33 protein-coding genes and 1 tRNA gene are annotated in these 19,270 nt (G+C 42.1%); 5 read left to right on the forward strand and 29 right to left on the reverse strand.

Going from position 1 to position 19,270, the window contains the following annotated elements; translation table 11 throughout:
• Positions 1–3 precede the first annotated feature (3 nt).
• The 5 genes from A1359_RS20440 to A1359_RS20460 all read left to right on the forward strand — a co-directional run bounded on the left by A1359_RS20440 (position 4) and on the right by A1359_RS20460 (position 5,628).
• Positions 4–243, forward strand: coding sequence for a hypothetical protein (locus A1359_RS20440; protein WP_066987835.1), 240 nt, complete (start codon positions 4–6; stop codon positions 241–243).
• A gap of 289 nt (positions 244–532) precedes the next feature.
• The gene (locus A1359_RS20445; protein ID WP_066987899.1) at positions 533–2,035 is read left to right on the forward strand and encodes a helicase HerA-like domain-containing protein; all 1,503 of its coding nucleotides are present in this window, start codon (positions 533–535) and stop codon (positions 2,033–2,035) included.
• A gap of 608 nt (positions 2,036–2,643) precedes the next feature.
• Complete coding sequence (locus A1359_RS20450; RefSeq protein ID WP_066987837.1) at positions 2,644–3,441, forward strand: VPLPA-CTERM sorting domain-containing protein; 798 nt, start codon at positions 2,644–2,646, stop codon at positions 3,439–3,441.
• Between the two features lie 177 nt (positions 3,442–3,618).
• Positions 3,619–5,064 carry a phosphomannomutase gene (locus A1359_RS20455; protein WP_066987839.1) on the forward strand — a complete coding sequence of 482 codons (1,446 nt, stop codon included), beginning with the start codon at positions 3,619–3,621 and terminating at the stop codon, positions 5,062–5,064.
• Positions 5,065–5,130: 66 nt separating this feature from the next.
• Positions 5,131–5,628: a hypothetical protein gene (locus tag A1359_RS20460; protein ID WP_066987841.1), complete on the forward strand. Its 498-nt coding sequence runs from the start codon at positions 5,131–5,133 to the stop codon at positions 5,626–5,628.
• A gap of 143 nt (positions 5,629–5,771) precedes the next feature.
• Here A1359_RS20460 and A1359_RS20465 read toward each other — a convergent pair.
• From A1359_RS20465 to rpsJ, 29 genes are all read right to left on the reverse strand, one after another.
• Positions 5,772–5,847 (reverse strand) — tRNA-Thr (locus tag A1359_RS20465).
• A gap of 13 nt (positions 5,848–5,860) precedes the next feature.
• On the reverse strand, positions 5,861–6,220 hold the full coding sequence (gene rplQ / locus A1359_RS20470; protein ID WP_066987843.1) for a 50S ribosomal protein L17: 360 nt from the start codon (positions 6,218–6,220) through the stop codon (positions 5,861–5,863).
• Positions 6,221–6,238: 18 nt separating this feature from the next.
• Positions 6,239–7,246, reverse strand: a complete 1,008-nt coding sequence (locus A1359_RS20475; protein ID WP_066987901.1) for a DNA-directed RNA polymerase subunit alpha — start codon at positions 7,244–7,246, stop codon at positions 6,239–6,241.
• An 18-nt stretch (positions 7,247–7,264) separates the two neighbouring features.
• Positions 7,265–7,885, reverse strand: coding sequence for a 30S ribosomal protein S4 (gene rpsD, locus A1359_RS20480; RefSeq protein ID WP_066987846.1), 621 nt, complete (start codon positions 7,883–7,885; stop codon positions 7,265–7,267).
• Between the two features lie 16 nt (positions 7,886–7,901).
• The gene (gene rpsK / locus A1359_RS20485; RefSeq protein ID WP_066987848.1) at positions 7,902–8,288 is read right to left on the reverse strand and encodes a 30S ribosomal protein S11; all 387 of its coding nucleotides are present in this window, start codon (positions 8,286–8,288) and stop codon (positions 7,902–7,904) included.
• An 18-nt stretch (positions 8,289–8,306) separates the two neighbouring features.
• Positions 8,307–8,663 carry a 30S ribosomal protein S13 gene (gene rpsM, locus A1359_RS20490; RefSeq protein ID WP_066987850.1) on the reverse strand — a complete coding sequence of 119 codons (357 nt, stop codon included), beginning with the start codon at positions 8,661–8,663 and terminating at the stop codon, positions 8,307–8,309.
• A 69-nt stretch (positions 8,664–8,732) separates the two neighbouring features.
• Positions 8,733–8,846, reverse strand: coding sequence for a 50S ribosomal protein L36 (gene rpmJ, locus A1359_RS22125; protein WP_083960745.1), 114 nt, complete (start codon positions 8,844–8,846; stop codon positions 8,733–8,735).
• Positions 8,847–8,869: 23 nt separating this feature from the next.
• Entirely contained in the window at positions 8,870–10,195 is a 1,326-nt protein-coding gene (gene secY, locus A1359_RS20495) for a preprotein translocase subunit SecY (protein ID WP_066987852.1), read from the reverse strand.
• Entirely contained in the window at positions 10,196–10,630 is a 435-nt protein-coding gene (gene rplO, locus A1359_RS20500; RefSeq protein WP_066987854.1) for a 50S ribosomal protein L15, read from the reverse strand.
• On the reverse strand, positions 10,630–10,815 hold the full coding sequence (rpmD, locus tag A1359_RS20505) for a 50S ribosomal protein L30 (protein WP_066987856.1): 186 nt from the start codon (positions 10,813–10,815) through the stop codon (positions 10,630–10,632). Before rpmD ends, rplO begins: the two co-directional genes overlap by 1 nt.
• A 6-nt stretch (positions 10,816–10,821) precedes the next feature.
• Complete coding sequence (gene rpsE, locus A1359_RS20510) at positions 10,822–11,328, reverse strand: 30S ribosomal protein S5 (protein WP_066987858.1); 507 nt, start codon at positions 11,326–11,328, stop codon at positions 10,822–10,824.
• 9 nt (positions 11,329–11,337) lie between these two features.
• The gene (gene rplR / locus A1359_RS20515) at positions 11,338–11,691 is read right to left on the reverse strand and encodes a 50S ribosomal protein L18 (RefSeq protein WP_066987860.1); all 354 of its coding nucleotides are present in this window, start codon (positions 11,689–11,691) and stop codon (positions 11,338–11,340) included.
• 8 nt (positions 11,692–11,699) lie between these two features.
• Positions 11,700–12,233: a 50S ribosomal protein L6 gene (gene rplF, locus A1359_RS20520; protein WP_066987862.1), complete on the reverse strand. Its 534-nt coding sequence runs from the start codon at positions 12,231–12,233 to the stop codon at positions 11,700–11,702.
• 16 nt (positions 12,234–12,249) lie between these two features.
• Entirely contained in the window at positions 12,250–12,645 is a 396-nt protein-coding gene (gene rpsH, locus A1359_RS20525; protein ID WP_066987864.1) for a 30S ribosomal protein S8, read from the reverse strand.
• 30 nt (positions 12,646–12,675) lie between these two features.
• Positions 12,676–12,981 (reverse strand): 30S ribosomal protein S14, encoded by a 306-nt coding sequence (gene rpsN, locus A1359_RS20530; RefSeq protein WP_066987866.1) that lies wholly within the window; start codon positions 12,979–12,981, stop codon positions 12,676–12,678.
• A gap of 11 nt (positions 12,982–12,992) precedes the next feature.
• On the reverse strand, positions 12,993–13,532 hold the full coding sequence (gene rplE / locus A1359_RS20535) for a 50S ribosomal protein L5 (RefSeq protein ID WP_066987868.1): 540 nt from the start codon (positions 13,530–13,532) through the stop codon (positions 12,993–12,995).
• A gap of 12 nt (positions 13,533–13,544) precedes the next feature.
• Positions 13,545–13,862: a 50S ribosomal protein L24 gene (rplX, locus tag A1359_RS20540; protein ID WP_066987869.1), complete on the reverse strand. Its 318-nt coding sequence runs from the start codon at positions 13,860–13,862 to the stop codon at positions 13,545–13,547.
• Between the two features lie 15 nt (positions 13,863–13,877).
• Positions 13,878–14,246, reverse strand: coding sequence for a 50S ribosomal protein L14 (gene rplN, locus A1359_RS20545; RefSeq protein ID WP_066987870.1), 369 nt, complete (start codon positions 14,244–14,246; stop codon positions 13,878–13,880).
• Positions 14,247–14,271: 25 nt separating this feature from the next.
• Entirely contained in the window at positions 14,272–14,535 is a 264-nt protein-coding gene (gene rpsQ, locus A1359_RS20550) for a 30S ribosomal protein S17 (protein WP_066987871.1), read from the reverse strand.
• Between the two features lies 1 nt (position 14,536).
• Positions 14,537–14,728: a 50S ribosomal protein L29 gene (gene rpmC, locus A1359_RS20555; RefSeq protein ID WP_066987872.1), complete on the reverse strand. Its 192-nt coding sequence runs from the start codon at positions 14,726–14,728 to the stop codon at positions 14,537–14,539.
• Complete coding sequence (gene rplP, locus A1359_RS20560) at positions 14,728–15,141, reverse strand: 50S ribosomal protein L16 (protein WP_066987873.1); 414 nt, start codon at positions 15,139–15,141, stop codon at positions 14,728–14,730. The genes rpmC and rplP overlap by 1 nt, the downstream gene beginning before the upstream one ends.
• Before the next feature lie 16 nt (positions 15,142–15,157).
• Positions 15,158–15,829, reverse strand: coding sequence for a 30S ribosomal protein S3 (gene rpsC / locus A1359_RS20565; RefSeq protein ID WP_066987874.1), 672 nt, complete (start codon positions 15,827–15,829; stop codon positions 15,158–15,160).
• 10 nt (positions 15,830–15,839) lie between these two features.
• On the reverse strand, positions 15,840–16,172 hold the full coding sequence (gene rplV, locus A1359_RS20570; RefSeq protein ID WP_066987875.1) for a 50S ribosomal protein L22: 333 nt from the start codon (positions 16,170–16,172) through the stop codon (positions 15,840–15,842).
• Positions 16,173–16,180: 8 nt separating this feature from the next.
• Positions 16,181–16,453: a 30S ribosomal protein S19 gene (rpsS, locus tag A1359_RS22130; protein ID WP_083960746.1), complete on the reverse strand. Its 273-nt coding sequence runs from the start codon at positions 16,451–16,453 to the stop codon at positions 16,181–16,183.
• Positions 16,454–16,465: 12 nt separating this feature from the next.
• A complete protein-coding gene (rplB, locus tag A1359_RS20575; RefSeq protein ID WP_066987878.1) occupies positions 16,466–17,293 on the reverse strand; it encodes a 50S ribosomal protein L2 in 828 nt (275 codons plus the stop codon).
• 30 nt (positions 17,294–17,323) lie between these two features.
• Entirely contained in the window at positions 17,324–17,623 is a 300-nt protein-coding gene (gene rplW, locus A1359_RS20580; protein ID WP_066987880.1) for a 50S ribosomal protein L23, read from the reverse strand.
• Positions 17,620–18,234: a 50S ribosomal protein L4 gene (gene rplD / locus A1359_RS20585; RefSeq protein WP_066987882.1), complete on the reverse strand. Its 615-nt coding sequence runs from the start codon at positions 18,232–18,234 to the stop codon at positions 17,620–17,622. The genes rplW and rplD overlap by 4 nt, the downstream gene beginning before the upstream one ends.
• Before the next feature lie 3 nt (positions 18,235–18,237).
• Entirely contained in the window at positions 18,238–18,888 is a 651-nt protein-coding gene (rplC, locus tag A1359_RS20590) for a 50S ribosomal protein L3 (protein WP_066987884.1), read from the reverse strand.
• A 30-nt stretch (positions 18,889–18,918) separates the two neighbouring features.
• Positions 18,919–19,230: a 30S ribosomal protein S10 gene (gene rpsJ, locus A1359_RS20595; protein ID WP_066987886.1), complete on the reverse strand. Its 312-nt coding sequence runs from the start codon at positions 19,228–19,230 to the stop codon at positions 18,919–18,921.
• Positions 19,231–19,270: the final 40 nt, after the last annotated feature.

Raw genomic sequence — 19,270 nt, forward strand, 5'->3', positions numbered from 1 at the left:
ACTATGAATAAAATTAAATTATTAAGTCGATTACAAGATTTTTTTAATGCCGATAAAAAGAAAAAAAAGAAGCGGTTTGAGGAGATTGAAGGTGTTATCAAAAAGTTGAAAGTCAAAGAAAACAAAATAAAAAAAATGTTAAACGCCTGCCAGGATGTGGAGATGAAAAAAGCCTTGCAATTGGAGGTAAATATCATCCAAGCACAAATTGATAAAGGCAAGACGGTCCTGAAAGATCTTTAGAAGTCGACTTTTTGCGTCGTTATTAATTGGACTATTTTTCTCTTCAGGCTGCTTAATTTAAACACTTCAACACTACCAGCCTATGCCTATGCCATGTTTTGAGCTGAATCGTGTGCAAACGGCTAAACCTGAAAGTACGGTTTTTCCATAGAGTCCGCTTAGCTTCCGCAATCGGTGGTATGTCTTAAACCTGAATCAGGTAGGAGCTAGACTGTCTCCATGATGCCAATACGGTGCAAGCATGGTATGGTTTGCATTGTTTATTTTATTGGTTTTTAGGAAAATCATCATGACAGAGCCGCTCGTTATCGCCCAATCAGCAGCAGACCAACTCTGCATTTTACCCGCCATGGCGAATCGTCACGGCCTGATTGCCGGCGCGACAGGCACCGGCAAAACCATTACCCTACAAACCCTGGCGGAAAGCTTTTCCAACATCGGCGTGCCGGTGTTCATGGCTGACGTGAAAGGTGATTTATCCGGCATCTGCCGGGCGGGCGGCGGCAACAGTAAAGTGGAAGCCCGAGTCAAGGAATTGGGCCTTGCCGATTTTAATTACCACGCAGCACCTACCGTGTTTTGGGATGTGTTCGGCGAGAAAGGCCATCCCCTGCGTTCCACCATTTCAGAGATGGGGCCGTTACTACTGGCCCGAATGCTGAATCTAAACGATACCCAGGCAGGCGTATTGACTGCCGCCTTTAAAATTGCCGATGACAACGGCTGGCTATTATTGGATTTGAAAGACTTGCGGGCCATGCTGCAATTTGCTGCGGATAATTCATCTGAACTACGTAGCGAGTACGGCAGCATTTCCGCCGCCAGTGTCGGCGCCATTCAGCGCGGTTTGTTGCAACTGGAACACGAGGGCGGCGAAAAACTGTTCGGCGAGCCAGCGCTGGATTTTAACGACTTGCTGCAAACCGAAGATGGTCGCGGGGTGATTAACATTTTGGCCGCCGACACGCTATACAACTCGCCGCGCGTCTACGCCACCTTGTTGCTTTGGCTGCTGTCCGAGCTGTTCGAAAATCTGCCGGAAGCCGGCGATCTGGACAAACCCAAACTGGTATTTTTCTTCGACGAAGCCCATTTACTGTTTAACGATGCGCCACCGGCCTTGTTGCAAAAAATCGAACAAGTGGTGCGGCTGATTCGCTCCAAAGCCGTTGGCGTATATTTCGTCAGCCAAAACCCGCTGGATATTCCGGATGTAATTCTGGGACAACTCGGCAACCGGGTGCAACATGCTTTGCGCGCGTTTACCCCAAGAGATCAAAAAGCCGTCAAAGCCGCCGCAGAAACCTTTAGAAGCAACCCTGGACTGGATGTGGAAACCGCCATTACCGAACTGGGCGTCGGCGAGGCGCTGGTGTCGTTTCTGGATGAAAAAGGCATACCGCAACCCGTCGAGCGGGCATTGATCAAGCCGCCCTGTTCCGGCATCGGCCCGGCCAGTGACAGCGAACGCCGGCAAGCGATTGAAAACTCGGTGATTTACGGCCATTACGAAAAACAGATCAATCGTGAATCTGCGTACGAGATTTTGAAAGGCCGCGCCGCACAAGCAACCCAGCAAGCTCAATCTGTAACGGCCAAGCAACAAACCACAGACAGCGGCTTTGATCTGGCAGAGATTTTGTTGGGCAGTACCGGCCCACGCGGCGGTAAGCGGCAAGGCGTACTCGAATCCGCCGCCAATAGCGCCGCCCGCAGCATAGGCAGCGAAGTGGGTAGACAGTTGATTCGTGGCATTTTGGGTTCGTTACTCGGCGGCGGCCGTAAACGTTAATGATTTGACCGCTAATAACTTCCCGGAATTCGGATTGTGCAGAGTTAGACAACTATTCACCCCTCGTTTGTAAAGGGGGCACATGTTTAGCGCAATCCTGCTACCCGTTTTGATAGCCAACTGTCGAATTTTTTTACATTACGAATCTTGCCATAAAAACCTCCCGAGTATCTGATGGTACATCAATACCAAACAACACGGCGTAATACGTAGTATCCGCTTCGACTCCGTTTAGCGAGCATCAGTCGCCGAAAAACAACCGAAACCAGCCCAGACCGGCAAATAAAGGCGGATAAAAATCGTTAGATAGTGGCTTGAGCAATTCTGACGACAGCACTTGCTAGTTTTTAGCTAAATGCCATCCTAAGCAGCTATTACTCTAACGCCCAAACAGACTGTCAGGATTTTTTACACTTTATCAGCGTTAACTGCTTAAATTTAGCATGGCAACAAAATAACAGCATGATCATAAAGGAATTATATTCATTGGCCTATTTTTTGCTATTTTCGCTTGCCTGACTTTTGGCTTGGTAAGTCCGGCTATTTCTTATAGCCTCACAATCTAAAGAGAGATATTCCAACCAAGTATTTTTATGGAGCTTCAACACATGAGTGTTTTTTCGAAAAAAATTCTCTTAGCCGCATTAACAACCGCCCTGGCCGGCAGCGCACAAACTGCAACTGCATCGTCTTCCGCCTCGGCGCATATCGACTGGGACAGTTTGACGATTCAATATTTTGACATGTCTTTCAATACCAACGCACCCAATCTGCTTTGGACTCAGGAATACGATGGCGTATCCTCCACTGCTTACACGGCTGACCCTTACGATTCGCAGTATGACTATCAAACTGCATCCGACTTTAGCAGCACTCTTTCGACCAACACTTCGACCCTATATGCGCAAAGTAGCAGCCTGAGAGATAGTGACGATTTGAATGCGTATGCCGCCAGCCAATCAAACAGTTCGAACTTAAGCGCTTACAATTACGCGCATGCCTACTCTATGAATAATGGCTATTTTCAGATGACAGGCAAGGGTATTGCCTTGATTACCCTGGACTGGTCAGCCACCGGCACCAGTACAGGTAATAACGACAGTGATTACGCCAACTCTGAAATTTATGTTTCGGGCTATTTCGCTGACGGCAATGGCAACAACGGTTCGGCCAATACGTCTTACTTTCAAGACACAGTTTATGACGGCCCATTCAATCAATCCGGCACCTTCAGCATGGCCATCTTCAGCGACGGCATACATACTGTGACAGGCAACCTGTACGCCCAAGCCTATGCTTACAGTCAAAGCCCGGTTTCCTCAGTTCCGGTACCGACCGCTGTTTGGCTGTTTGGCAGTGGTTTAGTAGGCTTGCTGGGCGTAGCGCGTCGTAAACAAATCGCATAAATCTATGCTTTTAACGGCAACTATTTTACGATGCCGTTTTGACGCCAAGGAGGGCGTCTTTTAAATCACCACCACGCTTATCAGACGCAACCATCCACAACCGATGTGGCAGGGTTTTGCCCAAGGCTATAAACTGTCAGAAATTTTTACACTTTCTGACTCAGTGATATTTCCATTATGACAAAAATCAACATCCAAAATATGATGTCCGAAAGCGGCGTCGCATTCGGTACCAGCGGTGCGCGCGGACTGGTCAACCAAATGACCGATCAGGTTTGCGCAGCCTACACTTTAGCTTTTTTACACGGTCTGAACTTGACCAAGCCGGGGCAAAAGATTGCCTTGGGCATGGACCTGCGTCCCTCCAGTCCAGCCATCGTTCGTGCCTGTGCAGCGGCGATAAATCAGGCCGGTTGTGAAGCCGTGTTTTGCGGTGCTTTGCCTACTCCGGCACTGGCTTTTTATGCCATGTCGCTCAACCTACCGGCGATTATGGTGACAGGCAGCCACATTCCGTTCGACCGTAACGGCATCAAATTTTATCGGGCGGAAGGTGAAATCAGTAAAGCTGATGAAGTCGCCATTTCGCAAGCCACCGTGGAATTAGATGACATTATTGACCATGGCAGCATGCCGACTCTCAACCCTGATGCGTTAAGGCAATACAATCATCGTTATACCGACTTATTCGCAGCGGACATGTTAAGCGGCTGGCGGATTGGAATCTACGAGCATTCCAGCGTGGCCCGCGATTGTTTACGCGAGGTACTCAGCAGCTTGGGTGCAGAGGTGATTAGCTTAGCCCGTACCGAAACATTTGTGCCTATTGACACCGAAGCCGTCAGTGAAGAAGACCGCCAACGTGGCTTGGCCTGGGCGCAAGAATATCAGTTGGATGCGATCATTTCCACCGACGGTGACGGCGACAGACCGCTGATTGCCGATGAAACCGGTACTTGGTTGCGAGGCGACATCGTTGGTTTGTTATGCGCGCAATTTTTAGTTGCAGATACCGTCGTTACTCCAGTCAGTTGCAACACGGCTATCGAAGCTTCAGGTTTATTCCAACAGGTGCTGCGCACACGTATCGGCTCGCCCTATGTGATCGCCGGCATGGAGCAAGCCGAGCAAGCTGGAAGCCAAAGTGTGGCAGGTTTTGAAGCCAATGGCGGCTTCTTGGCAGGCAAAGGTTTACGAGTAGCAGATCAGATATTAACCGCATTACCCACTCGCGATGCCGTTTTACCGGCTCTAGTTTTGTTAGCTATGGCCAAACAGCAAAATGTTAAGCTATCAACCTTAAGCAACAACCTGCCAAAGCGCTATACCGCTAGTGATCGCTTACAGGATTTTCCGGTTGCCGCCAGCAGAGCCCTGTTGGAACAGTTACAAAACGATGATTCGGCTTATAAAAGCCTTTGGGGTTCAGAGCTAGGTGCGATCCAGCAAAAAGACGTGACTGATGGTTTACGTTTGACGTTTGCAAACGGTGAAATCGTACATCTACGCCCATCCGGCAACGCTCCGGAATTACGCTGTTACGCCGAAGCAGCTAATATGGTTCGAGCTCAAACCTTGGTTACCACTAGCTTAGAGCGCATAGCAAAACAAGTTGTATCTTAATGCTTAGTTAAGATTACTTACGGTACCCTGTAGTGGCACTTATATTAATAACACCAGGAATTATTCATGAAAAATACAACTATTATATTCACTACATTGTTGTTTGCTTCTAGCACGGTATTGGCTGGATCTTCTTTGTTGGAAGCAACTGGAACAGAATTAATAAAAGACAAAGCAACTACGGTTGCTCCCGGCGCAGTTAAAAATGTGAAAGCAGCTAGTGAAGCAGTTGATACCGCCAAATCTGTTAAAGGGGCGACCAAAGCAGCAGTTGCTGCACCTAAGGTTGAACCAGCTACTCCGAGTACAGCTGATGTAGCACCTAAAACTGAAACAACTGGTATCGCACCCAAAGTAGAAGCAGTTAAACCTGAAGTTGCCCCAGCACCCGCAACGGCAACCAGCACAACGAAAGAAGCGGTTAAAGATGCTGCAGCAGATAAGGCTACCGAAACGGCACCTGCAATGAACACTCTGCCATCCACGACTGATGAAGCAATAGAAGCCGTTAAAAGTAAAGCAACAGAAAAAGCCACAGGAAAAGCATTGGATATGCTGAAATAATCCTGTAATAAAAAAGCCGGAATTTCCGGCTTTTTTCATAACTACCCTATAAAACCGGATGCTAGTCAGCGTTAATTCAACCGGAAAGTTTGTGCTGAATAAAAAAAGGGTTTAGTTATCTCTAACTAAACCCTTAATTTATATGGAGCTGGTGATGGGACTCGAACCCGCGACCGGCTGATTACAAATCAGCTGCTCTACCAACTGAGCTACACCAGCAAATTATAAATAATTATGCTCTGTCAACTAATTCAACATAAGCCATAGGTGCATCATCACCTGGTCTGAAACCGCATTTAATAATTCTTAAATAACCGCCCTGTCTTTCTTGATAACGTGGGCCTAATTCATTAAATAATTTAGTTACTGTTTCACGATCACCTAATCTAGAAAATGCAATTCGTCTTTTAGCAACTGAATCTTCTTTTGATAAGGTAATAAGTGGCTCAGCAATCCTGCGCAATTCTTTCGCTTTTGGCAGAGTTGTTTTTATTAATTCATGCTTGAACAAAGAACAAGTCATATTTCCAAATAGAGCTTTTCTATGGCTACTATTTTTATTAAGTTGTCTGCCTGATTTACGATGTCTCATTTTAAATAGCCTTAAATATTAAATACCGATTTGGGATTGATCAACAAGATTTTCTGGCGGCCAGTTTTCGAGTCTCATTCCCAAAGATAAGCCTTTAATTGCAAGTATGTCTTTTATTTCTGTAAGCGACTTTTTACCCAAATTTGGAGTTCTTAACAGCTCAACTTCAGTTCTTTGAATCAAATCGCCTATATAGAAAATATTTTCCGCTTTAAGGCAATTAGCAGAGCGTACCGTTAACTCAAGATCATCAACAGGTCTTAGCAAAATTGGATCAAAGGTTTCCTCTTCGATAACTTCGTCTTCAAGTGCTTGCTCTTTTACTTTCTCAAAATCAACAAACACTGAAAGCTGATCATGTAAAATCGAAGCTGCTAACTTAATAACTTCTTCTGGATCAACAGTGCCGTTAGTTTCAAGTTCAACCACTAGCTTATCAAGATTAGTGCGTTGCTCTACGCGAGTAGTCTCAACGTGATATGCAACCTTGACGATAGGACTGAAAGCAGCATCGATGAACAATACCCCAACTGGAGTATCTTCAATTTGTTCTTTACGAACAGATGCAGGAACATAACCCCTACCTCTTTCTATCTTGATTTTGATATCAAAGGGTTTATCTTGGGTTAAATTTGCAATAACTAAATCAGGATTAACAATTTCAACATTACTTGTTGTTTCAATATCGGCTGCTGTAACGCTACCAATGGTTGATTTAACAAGTGATAAAGTAACTTCATCCTTATTATGCAAAATAACAGAAAGCTTTTTCAGATTCAGTAGAATGTCTATGACATCCTCTTGAACACCTTCAATAGTGGTAAATTCATGTAAGACACCAGCAATTGAAACTTCTGTTACAGCACAACCCGGGATAGAAGAAAGCATTACGCGACGTAAAGCATTTCCGAGAGAATGACCATAACCTCTTTCAAGCGGTTCAATTACAATTCTTGAGTGGTTTGCTGAATGGCTCACTACCTCAACTAGTTTTGGCTTTAACAAACCTGCTATAGAACTCTGCATATTATTAGTTAAAATCAATTATTTAGAATAGAGCTCGACAACTAACTGCTCATTAATCTCAGAGCCAAGGTCGGCACGATCAGGTAGGGACTTGAAAACACCACTCATATCTTTGGCATTTACTTCCATCCATTGTGGAAGTCCATATTGCTCTGCAACAGTCAGGGCTTCTTTTACTCGTTGCTGACTTTTAGCTTTCTCACGAATGCTAACTTTATCACCAACAATAACCTGATAAGAAGGAATGTTATTAAGGCTGTCGTTTACAAGTATAGACTTGTGCGAAACCAACTGTCTCGCTTCAGCACGTGTAGATGCGAAACCCATTCTATAAACAACATTATCGAGTCTTGACTCAAGATAATTAAGCAGGTTTTGACCGGTTGCACCTTTCTGCAAATCCGCTGCTTTATAGTAGTTTCTAAATTGCTTTTCTAAAACACCGTAAATACGACGTAAACGTTGCTTGGCTCTTAACTGTAATGCATAATCAGAGTTACGGGTACGTTTAGCACCATGCTGACCAGGTCTTTGGTCAAGTTTACACTTACTTTCTAATGATTTACCCCTGCTTTTTAAGAATAAGTCAGTTCCTTCTCTACGACTTAATTTACATGAGGGTCCGATATATCTTGCCATTTTTTACTCCAAAACCTTAAACGCGACGCTTTTTAGGCGGGCGGCAACCATTATGTGGAATCGGTGTGACATCCACAATATTTGAAATCTTAAAACCTAGATTATTTAAAGACCTAACTGCAGACTCCCTGCCTGGCCCTGGACCTTTAATCATAACATCAAGGTTTTTCATGCCATATTCTTGTGCAACTAAGCCTGCTCTTTCCGCGGCTACTTGTGCAGCGAAAGGCGTGCTTTTTCTAGAGCCACGGAATCCTGAACCACCAGAGGTTGCCCATGAAAGCGCATTCCCTTTTCTATCAGTGATAGTCACAATGGTGTTATTAAAAGAAGCATGAACGTGGGCTATGCCATCAGCCACTTCTTTCTTAATACGTTTTTTTACACGATTTTGGGTTGCCATTAACTTGCCTTTTAAACTTTATTTAGTAACTGGTTTTCGAGGGCCTTTACGAGTCCTTGCATTCGTTCTGGTCCTCTGACCTCTAAGAGGTAGACCTCTTCTATGTCTGATACCTCGATAGCAACCAAGATCCATCAAACGCTTAATATTCATTGAAACCTCTCTGCGAAGATCACCTTCAACAGTCATTGCCGAGATTACTTTACGAATAGACTCCACTTGATCTTCAGACAAATCCTTGATCTTTACGGTAGTTTGTATACCAACCTTAGCGCAGATAAGCTTTGCTGTTTGCCTACCAATCCCGTATATAGCAGTCAATGCAATCTCTGCGTGCTTATGATCAGCTACGTTAATACCGGCTATACGAGCCATCCAGATACTCCTAAAATTTGAATCTAAAGTTAATTAATAATTATAACATCATTCTTTTAAAGAACAAAATTAACCTTGACGTTGTTTGTGGCGGCCATCTTTGCAAATGACTCTAACAACACCACTTCTTTTGACGATTTTACAATTTTTGCAAATTGGTTTTATTGATGCACGAACTTTCACGATAATCTCCTAGTAAATATTATTTATGTTCTTTTTAGATTAGCTTTTTTCATCAAGCCTTCATACTGCTGAGACATAAGGTGAGTTTGCATCTGAGAAATAAAATCCATAACAACAACTACTATAATCAGCAATGACGTTCCACCGAATGCAAAAGGCACATTCCAGTAAACGATTAAAAACTCAGGCAACAAGCAAATCAAGGTTATATAAACAGCCCCCACCATGGTTAAGCGAGTCATTACCTTATCAATATATGCTGTAGTTTGGACGCCAGGTCTAATTCCAGGTAGATACGCACCAGATTTTTTTAAGTTTTCAGCAGTTTCTTTAGAGTTAAAAACAAGAGCTGTATAGAAAAAGCAGAAAAAAACAATTGCAAGCGCATAAAACATTACATACACAGGTTGACCAGGTGACAAAACCGTAGATATGTCTTGCAACCAGGTAAATCCCTCTACGTTACCAAACCAACCAGCAATTGTAGCAGGAAACAAGATTATGCTGGAAGCAAAAATGGGCGGAATAACCCCAGCCATGTTCAGTTTAAGCGGTAAAAAAGAACTTTGACCGGCATAAACTTTATTACCTTGCTGACGCTTAGGATAATTAATAGTAATTCGTCGTTGCGCTCGCTCTACAAATACAACGATACCAGTTACTACAATTGAAATAGCAAATAACAAAACTATGAATGCACCATTCATTTCACCGGTTCTAGCAAGCTCTAACGTACCACCAATTGCCGATGGCAAGCCTGAAACGATACCTGCAAAGATAATAAGTGAAATGCCATTACCTATACCACGTTCAGTAACTTGCTCACCTAACCACATCAGGAAGATTGTCCCAGTGACAAGCGATAAAGTAGTGACTACAACAAAAGCTAAACCGGGGTTAATAACTACCGCAAGACCACCAGCTGTTTGATTCTGCAATGCCATAGAAATACCTATGGATTGAAACATCGCAAGGACAACGGTACCGTAACGGGTAAATTGAGTAATTTTCCGTCGACCAGACTCGCCTTCCTTTTTCATTTGCTCCATAGCAGGGATCACAATGGTCATCAATTGCATGATGATAGATGCTGAGATATATGGCATGATCCCTAGAGCAAATATACTCAACCGCATCAAGGCACCACCAGAGAACATATTAAACATATCTAATATGGATCCGGATTGTTGAGCAAACATTGCTGCCAAGGCATTTGGATCAATACCTGGTACCGGAATATGTGCTCCAACCCTGTAAACAACAAAGGCACCAAGAACAAATAACAACCTAGACTTTAATTCTCCAAACCGGAATTTTCCAGCTGGAACATCATACCCTTTAGTACTCACTTAAGCCTCTACTTTTCCGCCAGCAGCTTCAATTTGTGAACGTGCACCTGGCGTTACAAGAATGCCTTTCAAGTTGACAGCTTTTGTAATCTCGCCTGACATGATTAACTTTACTTTTTTAGAGTAAGCAGGAATTACATTGCTATCAATTAAGACTTGTAAATCAATTACATCGCTGTTAATCGAGTTAAGTTCGCTTAATCTAACTTCTGCACTGAATTTTTTGATTCTGGAGGAGAATCCCACTTTAGGCAGTCTTCTTTGTAGCGGCATTTGACCACCTTCAAAGCCAACTTTATGAAATCCACCACTGCGAGATTTTTGACCTTTATGGCCTCTACCACATGTTTTACCATCTGTTGAGCCAATGCCTCGGCCGACTCTTTTTGGTTTTTTTCTAGTGCCGTATGTAGACTGGATAGTATTAAGGTACATTAAACTTCCTCAACTTTTAGCATATATGCAACTTTATTAATCATTCCACGATTTTCAGGTGTGTCTGCAACCTGCACTGAGTGCCGAATTTTACGCAGACCTAAGCCCTTTAAACATTGTTGATGACTTTTTAAGCGACCAATTTTGCTTTTAGTCATCATTACATTTAATAATTTGGAGGTCATGTCAACTTATCCTGTAATTTGTTCAACAGTTAGGCCACGCTTGGAGGCAATTTGCTTTGCATCACGCATTGAGGTCAAACCGTTGATTGTTGCTCTAACCACGTTAATTGGGTTATTAGTTCCAATACACTTAGCAAGAACATTGTGCACACCAACAACTTCAAACACAGCTCTCATCGCACCACCAGCAATAATACCTGTACCATCTGAAGCAGGCTGCATGTAAACTTTTGCTGCCCCTGTATCCGACATTACTGAATATTGCAATGTACCGCCCTTAAGAGCGACTTTTCGCATATTTTTTCTTGCCTGTTCAAGTGACTTTTGAATTGCCACAGGAACTTCACGAGCTTTAGAAACCCCATATCCAACACGACCTTCGCCATCTCCAACAACTGTCAGAGCAGCAAAACCGAAAACCCTACCACCTTTAACAACTTTTGCTACGCGTCTTACGGATACAAGTTTTTCTTGTAAACCGTCTGTACTACCTTGAGCTGGTGCTGTTGCCATTCTATTCCCCTAAAACTTCAATCCAGCTTCACGTGCAGCATCTGCGAGTGCTTTTACGCGGCCATGATATTTAAAACCTGATCGGTCAAATGCTACTTCTGTTACACCGGCAGCAAGTGCGATTTCCGCAATCTTTTTACCTACTTCTGTAGCGGCGCTAATATTACTAGTGTTTTTTAAAGCACTTTTAATATCAGCTTGCACGGTAGAAGCAGATGCAAGAGTAGACTGACCATCCACACTTAAAACCTGCGCATATATATGCTGAGATGTTCTGTGGATTGTTAATCTATTAACTTCGAATTTTTTGATTTTGCAACGCAATTTCAAAGCTCTTTTTAATCGGGCTGACTTCTTATCCATCTAGTTACCTATTTCTTCTTAGCTTCTTTACGGGCGACATATTCATCAGCAAGCCTTACACCTTTACCCTTATATGGCTCAGGTGGACGAAAAGCGCGGATTTCTGAGGCAACTTGACCGACTTTTTGTTTGTCGCTGCCTTTTACGTGCAATTCTGTTTGAGATGCTAGTTCGACCACAACACCTTCTGGAACTACATACTCAACAGGATTTGAGTAACCCAAGGAAAGTGTTAATAAATTATCTTTAACTTGAGCTCTATAACCAACACCTACAAGAAGCATTTTTTTGACGAACCCTTCAGAAACACCTTTAACCATGTTGTTAATTGATGCTCGCGCAGTACCAGCGTAAGCTTTGGCGTTTTTCGATTCAGAATCCCAGCTAACTTTAATTTCATCAGGCTGTATGTCTAATTTGATAGCTTCATGTAAACCAAAACTCAATTCACCTAGCTTACCTTTAACAACCATCCTGCTACCGTCTAACTTGACATCTACACCTGATGGTACGGTGATAGGCGCATTTGCTACTCGTGACATAATATCTCCTCAACTTTTAGCAAACAGTGCATATCACTTCACCACCGTGCCCATTTGCACGCGCAGCTCGATCTGTCATAACACCGTTGGAGGTTGAAACAATTGCGATACCCAATCCACCTAAAACTTTAGGCAATTCATCTTTGGACTTGTAGATACGCAAACCAGGTCGGCTTACACGTTTAACCTTATCAATAACCGGCACACCATTGAAATATTTTAAATCAACAGTCATTTCCATATGATTGCCATTGGCTTCAGTTTTAAAGTCAGAAATATAACCCTCTTCTTTTAAAACCTTAGCGATTGCCATCTTAAGTTTCGAAGAAGGCATCTTCACATTTTTTTTACCTGCAGATTGACCGTTTCTTATTCTGGTCAGCATATCTGCAATTGGATCTGTCATACTCATTTTATAACTCCAAATACGTAAGGAACAATATTACCAGCTAGCCTTAGTGACACCAGGCACGTCGCCGCGCATTGTTGCTTCTCTTAACTTATTGCGACTCAAGCCAAATTTACGGTAGTAACCGTGTGGGCGACCTGTCAAATTACATCTATTACGTAATCTTGATTTACTAGAGTCTCTTGGCAACTTTTGTAGTTGGAGTTGAGCATTTTCTCTATCTTCAAAAGATGTATTAGGTGATCTAATTGCTTCTTTTAAGACATCCCTTTTTGTTTGGTATTTTTTTATTAGTTTTGCGCGCTTAACTTCACGAGCAATCATAGATTTCTTGGCCATATTCTTCGCCCTTAATTCTTGAATGGAAAATTGAATTGCTTTAACAACGCTAAACCTTCATCATCGGTACTAGCTGTCGTTGTGATACAAATATCCATACCACGAAGCGCATCAATTTTATCGTAGTCTATCTCGGGGAAGATAATCTGCTCTTTAACACCCATAGAATAGTTTCCACGACCATCAAAACTTTTAGGGCTCATGCCTCTAAAGTCACGAATTCGAGGAATTGCGATTGTAATCAGACGATCAAAAAATTCATACATTTTCGCGCCGCGCAATGTAACTTTGCAGCCAATCGGCATATCATCACGAATTTTAAATCCAGCTATTGATTTTCTTGACAGAGTTACAACGGCTTTTTGGCCTGCGATTTTTTCCATATCTGCAATTGCAGACTGCAAAATCTTTTTATCTGCAATTGCTTCACCAACACCCATATTAATGGTTATTTTTGTCAGTTTTGGCACTTGCATAATTGATTTATAAGCAAATTTCTCCAGCATAACTGGAACAATTTCATTTTTATATTTAGCTTCTAGTCTTGCCATAGCAATATTACCTTATAGACCGACAACATCATTTGTTGATTTAAAAAATCTGACTTTTTTTCCATCTTCCAGAATTCTAAACCCAACACGATCTGCTTTTTTAGTCTTAGGATTGAATAAAGCCACGTTAGAAATATCAATGGGCATATTTTTATCCACAATGCCACCAGACACACCCATATTCGGGTTGCCTTTTTGGTGTTTTTTCACTGTGTTTATGCCTTCAACTAATATTTTCTGTTCGTTTACAATTTTACTGACTTTCCCTAACTTTCCTTTATCTTTCCCTACAATAACGATTATTTCATCGCCTTGTTTTATTTTCTGCATATTGGCACCTAATATTTAAAGAACTTCAGGAGCGAGAGAGATAATTTTCATAAATTTATCACCTCTTAATTCTCTCGTTACTGGCCCAAATATACGGGTGCCAAGTGGTTGAAGTTGGTTATTTAAAATAACTGCTGCATTACCATCGAATCTAATGATAGATCCGTCAGCTCTACGAATACCTTTGCGGGTTCTTACTACTAAAGCATTGTATACATCGCCTTTTTTTACCCGGGTGCGAGGCATCGCATCTTTAATGCTTACCTTTATTATATCGCCAATCCCAGCGTAGCGTCTGTGTGACCCACCCAATACTTTGATACACATGACCTTTTTTGCACCGCTATTATCGGCAACGTCAAGGCTAGTTTGCATCTGAATCATTTTAAATTCCCAACTATATGTTTAATTACTTATTAGAAGCGTTTAATACTTCTACTAATTTGAATGTCTTGTTTTTTGAAAATGGTCTGCAAGAGGTAATCGATACGATATCACCTTCTTGACATTGATTATTCTCATCATGAACCAAGAGCTTTGTTGAGCGCTTGATATATTTACCATAGACAGGATGCTTAACTAAGCGCTCCACTAAAACAGAGACACTTTTATCCATTTTATTACTTACAACACGACCAGTAACGGTACGGATTTTCGCAGTATTTTCATTCATCTTAGACTCTCGCCATTTCACTTAAAACAGTATTAATCCTGGCAATATCTCGCCTTACTTGTTTTACTTGACTGGACTTAACAAGTTGACCTGTGCCTTTTTGCATTCTCAGGTTGAACTGCTCACGTGCAAGTTCCAAAAGACTGCCTAATAACTCTTCTTTTGTTTTACTTCTTAATTCTGTAGCTTTCATTACATTATGGTCCGTGCAGAAAAGGTTGTTTTGACTGGAAGCTTAGCAGCAGCCAAGGTGAAAGCTTCACGGGCTAATTCTTCTGATACGCCTTCAATCTCGAATAACATAGTTCCAGGTTTAATTTGCGCTACCCAGTATTCAACGCTACCCTTACCTTTACCCATACGAACTTCTAATGGTTTTTTCGTGATTGGCTTGTCAGGGAATACCCGAATCCAGATTTTACCGCCCCGTTTTACATGTCGACTAATCGCTCTACGCGCTGCCTCTATTTGACGGGCGGTCATTCTACCACGACTTACCGATTTTAAACCATACTCACCGAAACTAACGGATGAACCGCGAAGCGCAGTACCGTTATTTCTTCCAGTATGTTGTTTTCTAAATTTTGTTCTTTTTGGCTGAAGCATTGTCTTATTCCTTCAACTATTTTTTAGAATCAGAGTTCAATGAGGCAGTATGAGCATCAACATCAAATACTTCACCTTTGAAAATCCAAACCTTAATACCAATAATACCGTATGTAGTTTTGGCCTCGGCAGTACCGTAGTCGATATCAGCACGTAGTGTATGCAGAGGTACCCTACCTTCTCTATACCATTCCGTGCGGGCAATTTCTGCACCGTTGAGTCGACCACCGACTGTAATTTTGATGCCTTCAGCACCTAAACGCATAGTATTTGTAACCGCACGTTTCATAGCTCTGCGATACATAATACGTTTTTCAAGCTGCTGAGCGATGCTTTCTGCAACCAGGTAAGCATCAAGCTCAGGTTTTCTTATTTCTTCAACATTTACTTGAACTGGCACACCCATAATGGCTGAGATTTTTTGTCTCAAAACATCAATATCCTCGCCTTTTTTTCCTATAACGATGCCTGGACGAGCGGTATGTACAGTTATATTTGCGTTATTGGCAGGACGGTTGATCTGGATTCTACTCACAGAAGCATGCGCCAATTTTTTTCTTATGTATTCACGAACCTTTAAATCCTGCAGCAAGAGAACAGGATAGTTCTGGCTATTTGCATACCATCTAGAAGTCCAATCTTTAACTATCCCGAGACGTATGCCCGTGGGATGAACCTTTTGACCCATTTTATACCTCTCAGCTTTCAGCTACTTTAATTGTTATATGACAAGTTCTTTTTAAAATGTGATTAGCGCGGCCTTTCGCTCTAGCACTAATTCTTTTTAATGTTCTAGCTTCGTTTACAAACACTGTAGATACTTTTAATTCATCTACATCCGCACTTTCATTGTGCTCTGCATTCGCAATTGCCGACTCTAAAACTTTTTTAATGATACCTGCCGCTTTTTTTGAACTGAAAGTCAGGATATTTAGGGCTTTATCAACGGGTAGCCCACGTATTTGATCACCAACTAATCTTGCTTTTTGTGCCGATAAAGGCGCATTACTTAATTTTGCTGAAATTTCCATATCTACTCCTATCTTGATTTCTTATCTACAATATGGCCTTTATAAGTTCTTGTAGGAGAAAATTCACCTAACTTATGACCAACCATGTTTTCTGAGATCAAAACGGGAACATGCTGCTTGCCATTGTGCACAGCTATGGTCAGACCCAACATATCAGGACTAATCATGGATCTTCTTGACCAAGTTTTAATCGGTTTCCGATTATTTACTCTCACCGCTTCTTCAACTTTCTTCAGCAGGTGATGATCAATAAATGGACCTTTTTTAATTGAACGCGGCACGAGTAATACCTCTTATTTTTGCTTACGGCGTCTAACAATCATATTGTTAGTACGTTTATTTTTACGAGTTTTGTAACCTTTTGCTGGTGTACCCCAAGGTGATACAGGATGTCTACCACCAGAAGTTCTACCTTCACCACCACCATGAGGATGATCTACAGGGTTCATAGCGACACCTCTTACAGTTGGTCGCACTCCTCTCCAGCGCTTAGCGCCTGCTTTACCCAAGGAAATAAGGTTATGCTCTGAGTTTGATACCTCACCAACAACACCTTTACAATCAGCCATAACCTTGCGCATTTCACCTGAACGTAACCTAATCGTTACGTAGGCACCATCTTTTGCAACTAATTGTACTGAAGTGCCGGCGCTACGTGCAATTTGAGCACCTTTGCCTGGCTTAAGCTCCACACAATGTACTGTTGCACCCAATGGCATATTACGCAATGGCATGCAGTTTCCAGGTTTTACCGGTGTAACTTCACCGCTTAAAATCTCCTGACCAACGATCGCGCCCTTTGGTGCAATGATGTATTTTCTCTCGCCATCTTTATACAAGATTAAGGCAATGTTTGCCGTTCTATTCGGATCGTATTCCAATCTTTCAATAACGCCAGGGATATCAATTTTATTGCGCTTAAAGTCAATAATTCGATAGAACTTTTTATGCCCACCACCAATATGCCTGGTAGTTATACGACCAGTATTATTACGACCGCCAGATCTACTGTTTTTGTCCAGTAGTTGCGCAAATGGCTTACCCTTATGCAAATCATTATTTTGTACGCGCACTACAAACCGAGAACCCGGAGATGTCGGTTTTGATTTTAGAATAGCCATGCTGCCCTACCGCTCCTATTGACCTTTAACTTATGCTGTTGCTAATTCAATGCTATAACCAGACTGCAATTTGACATATGCCTTTTTCCAGTCTGATCGCTTACCCAATGAACGTCCAAAACGCTTAACTTTACCCTTAACATTAAGTACGCGTACGGAGTCGACTTTCACATCGAACATCAACTCAACAGCGTTCTTCACCTGTAATTTTGTTGCTGACTTTGTCACTTTAAATACAAATTGATTGCTTGTATCTGCAACAGTTGCACTTTTTTCTGAAATAATTGGCGATGTCAAAACACCTGCCAATTTAACTTGTTGAATGCTCATGCTAAGCGCTCCTCAATAAGTTTTAAAGCGGCAGTAGTTGCAATTACCATATCAGCCGAGACTAAAGATACTGGATCAACACTGGTTGAAGTAACCACTGCAATGTAAGGTAAATTTCTTGCCGCTAAAATAAGATTCTCATTTAGCTCATCAATGACAATCAATATACGCTTAGCATCGATGTCTTTTATTTTTGCTAAAAATTCTTTCGTTTTAGGTGTATTCGGCAAAATATCATCGCAGATAGCGATTCTTTCTTGTCTTAACAATTCTGAAAAAATTGAACGCACACCAACTTTGTACATTTTTTTATTTAACTTTTGATCATATGATCTAGGTTGAGCAGCAAAAGTAACCCCACCAGTACGCCAAATTGGACTTCTAGTGGTGCCCGCTCTCGCACGCCCCGTACCTTTTTGTCGAAAAGGTTTTGCTCCGCCACCACTCACTGCAGAACGATTTTTTTGTGCTTTTGTGCCGGCTCTTGCTGCTGCCATATATTTGACAACTAACTGGTGGACTAATGTTTCATTAAAGTCCTGTCCAAACACAGATTCAGAAACACTCAATGCAGAGCTCTGATTGCTGATTGCAGGTATTTGCAGAGTCATATCTTAACCTTTATTTTTCATTTTCACTGCCGGGGTAATGATAACATCACCTCCCTTAGCACCAGGAACAGCACCTTTAACCAAAATCAAGTTTCTATCTGCATCTACAGCATGGATAGTTAGATTTTGAGTAGTGGTTTTCACCGCCCCCATATGCCCGCACATTTTTTTACCTTTAAATACGCGACCCGGCGTTTGGTTCATACCCGTCGAACCTGGCACCCTGTGAGAACGCGAATTACCATGGGTTGCGTCTTGCATGCTGAAATTATATCGTTTAACAGTACCGGCAAAACCTTTACCAATACTAGTACCTGATACATCAATAATTTGACCAGCTTCAAAAACATTTACACTCAGCTCTGAACCAGCAGACAATTCAACGCCTTCATCGTCTTTCAATCTGAATTCCCACAAGCCACGTCCAGCAGTCACATTTGCCGCAGCATAGTGCCCTGCCATTGCTTTGCTAACTTTCGAAGACTTTACATCACCTGCCGCTACCTGAATCGCCCGATAGCCATCGTTTTCAACATCTTTTACTTGAATGACACGATTTGAATCGATATGCAACACTGTAACTGGCACTGATGTACCATCTTCACAAAATATACGGGTCATACCACATTTACGACCAACAAGACCTATTGACATCTGCCAATTCCTCTAATTATTTTCTAGCTATTATTTAAGCTTAATTTGAACATCAACCCCAGCCGCAAGATCCAACTTCATCAATGCGTCAACGGTTTTTTCGGTAGGCTCTACAATATCAAGCAACCTTTTATAAGTTCTCAACTCATACTGATCACGCGCGTCTTTATTAACGTGCGGTGAAATCAGTATAGTAAAGCGTTCTTTTCTAGTTGGCAGCGGAATAGGACCTTTTACTTGTGCTCCTGTTCTTTTCGCTGTCTCAACAATTTCACCCGCCGATTGATCGATCAATTTGTGATCAAATGCTTTCAATTGGATTCGGATTGTTTGATTAGCCATCTTTTTTACTCAATAATTGAAGCAACAACACCCGCACCAA

Source organism: Methylomonas lenta, assembly GCF_001644015.1.
Lineage (GTDB): Bacteria > Pseudomonadota > Gammaproteobacteria > Methylococcales > Methylomonadaceae > Methylomonas > Methylomonas lenta.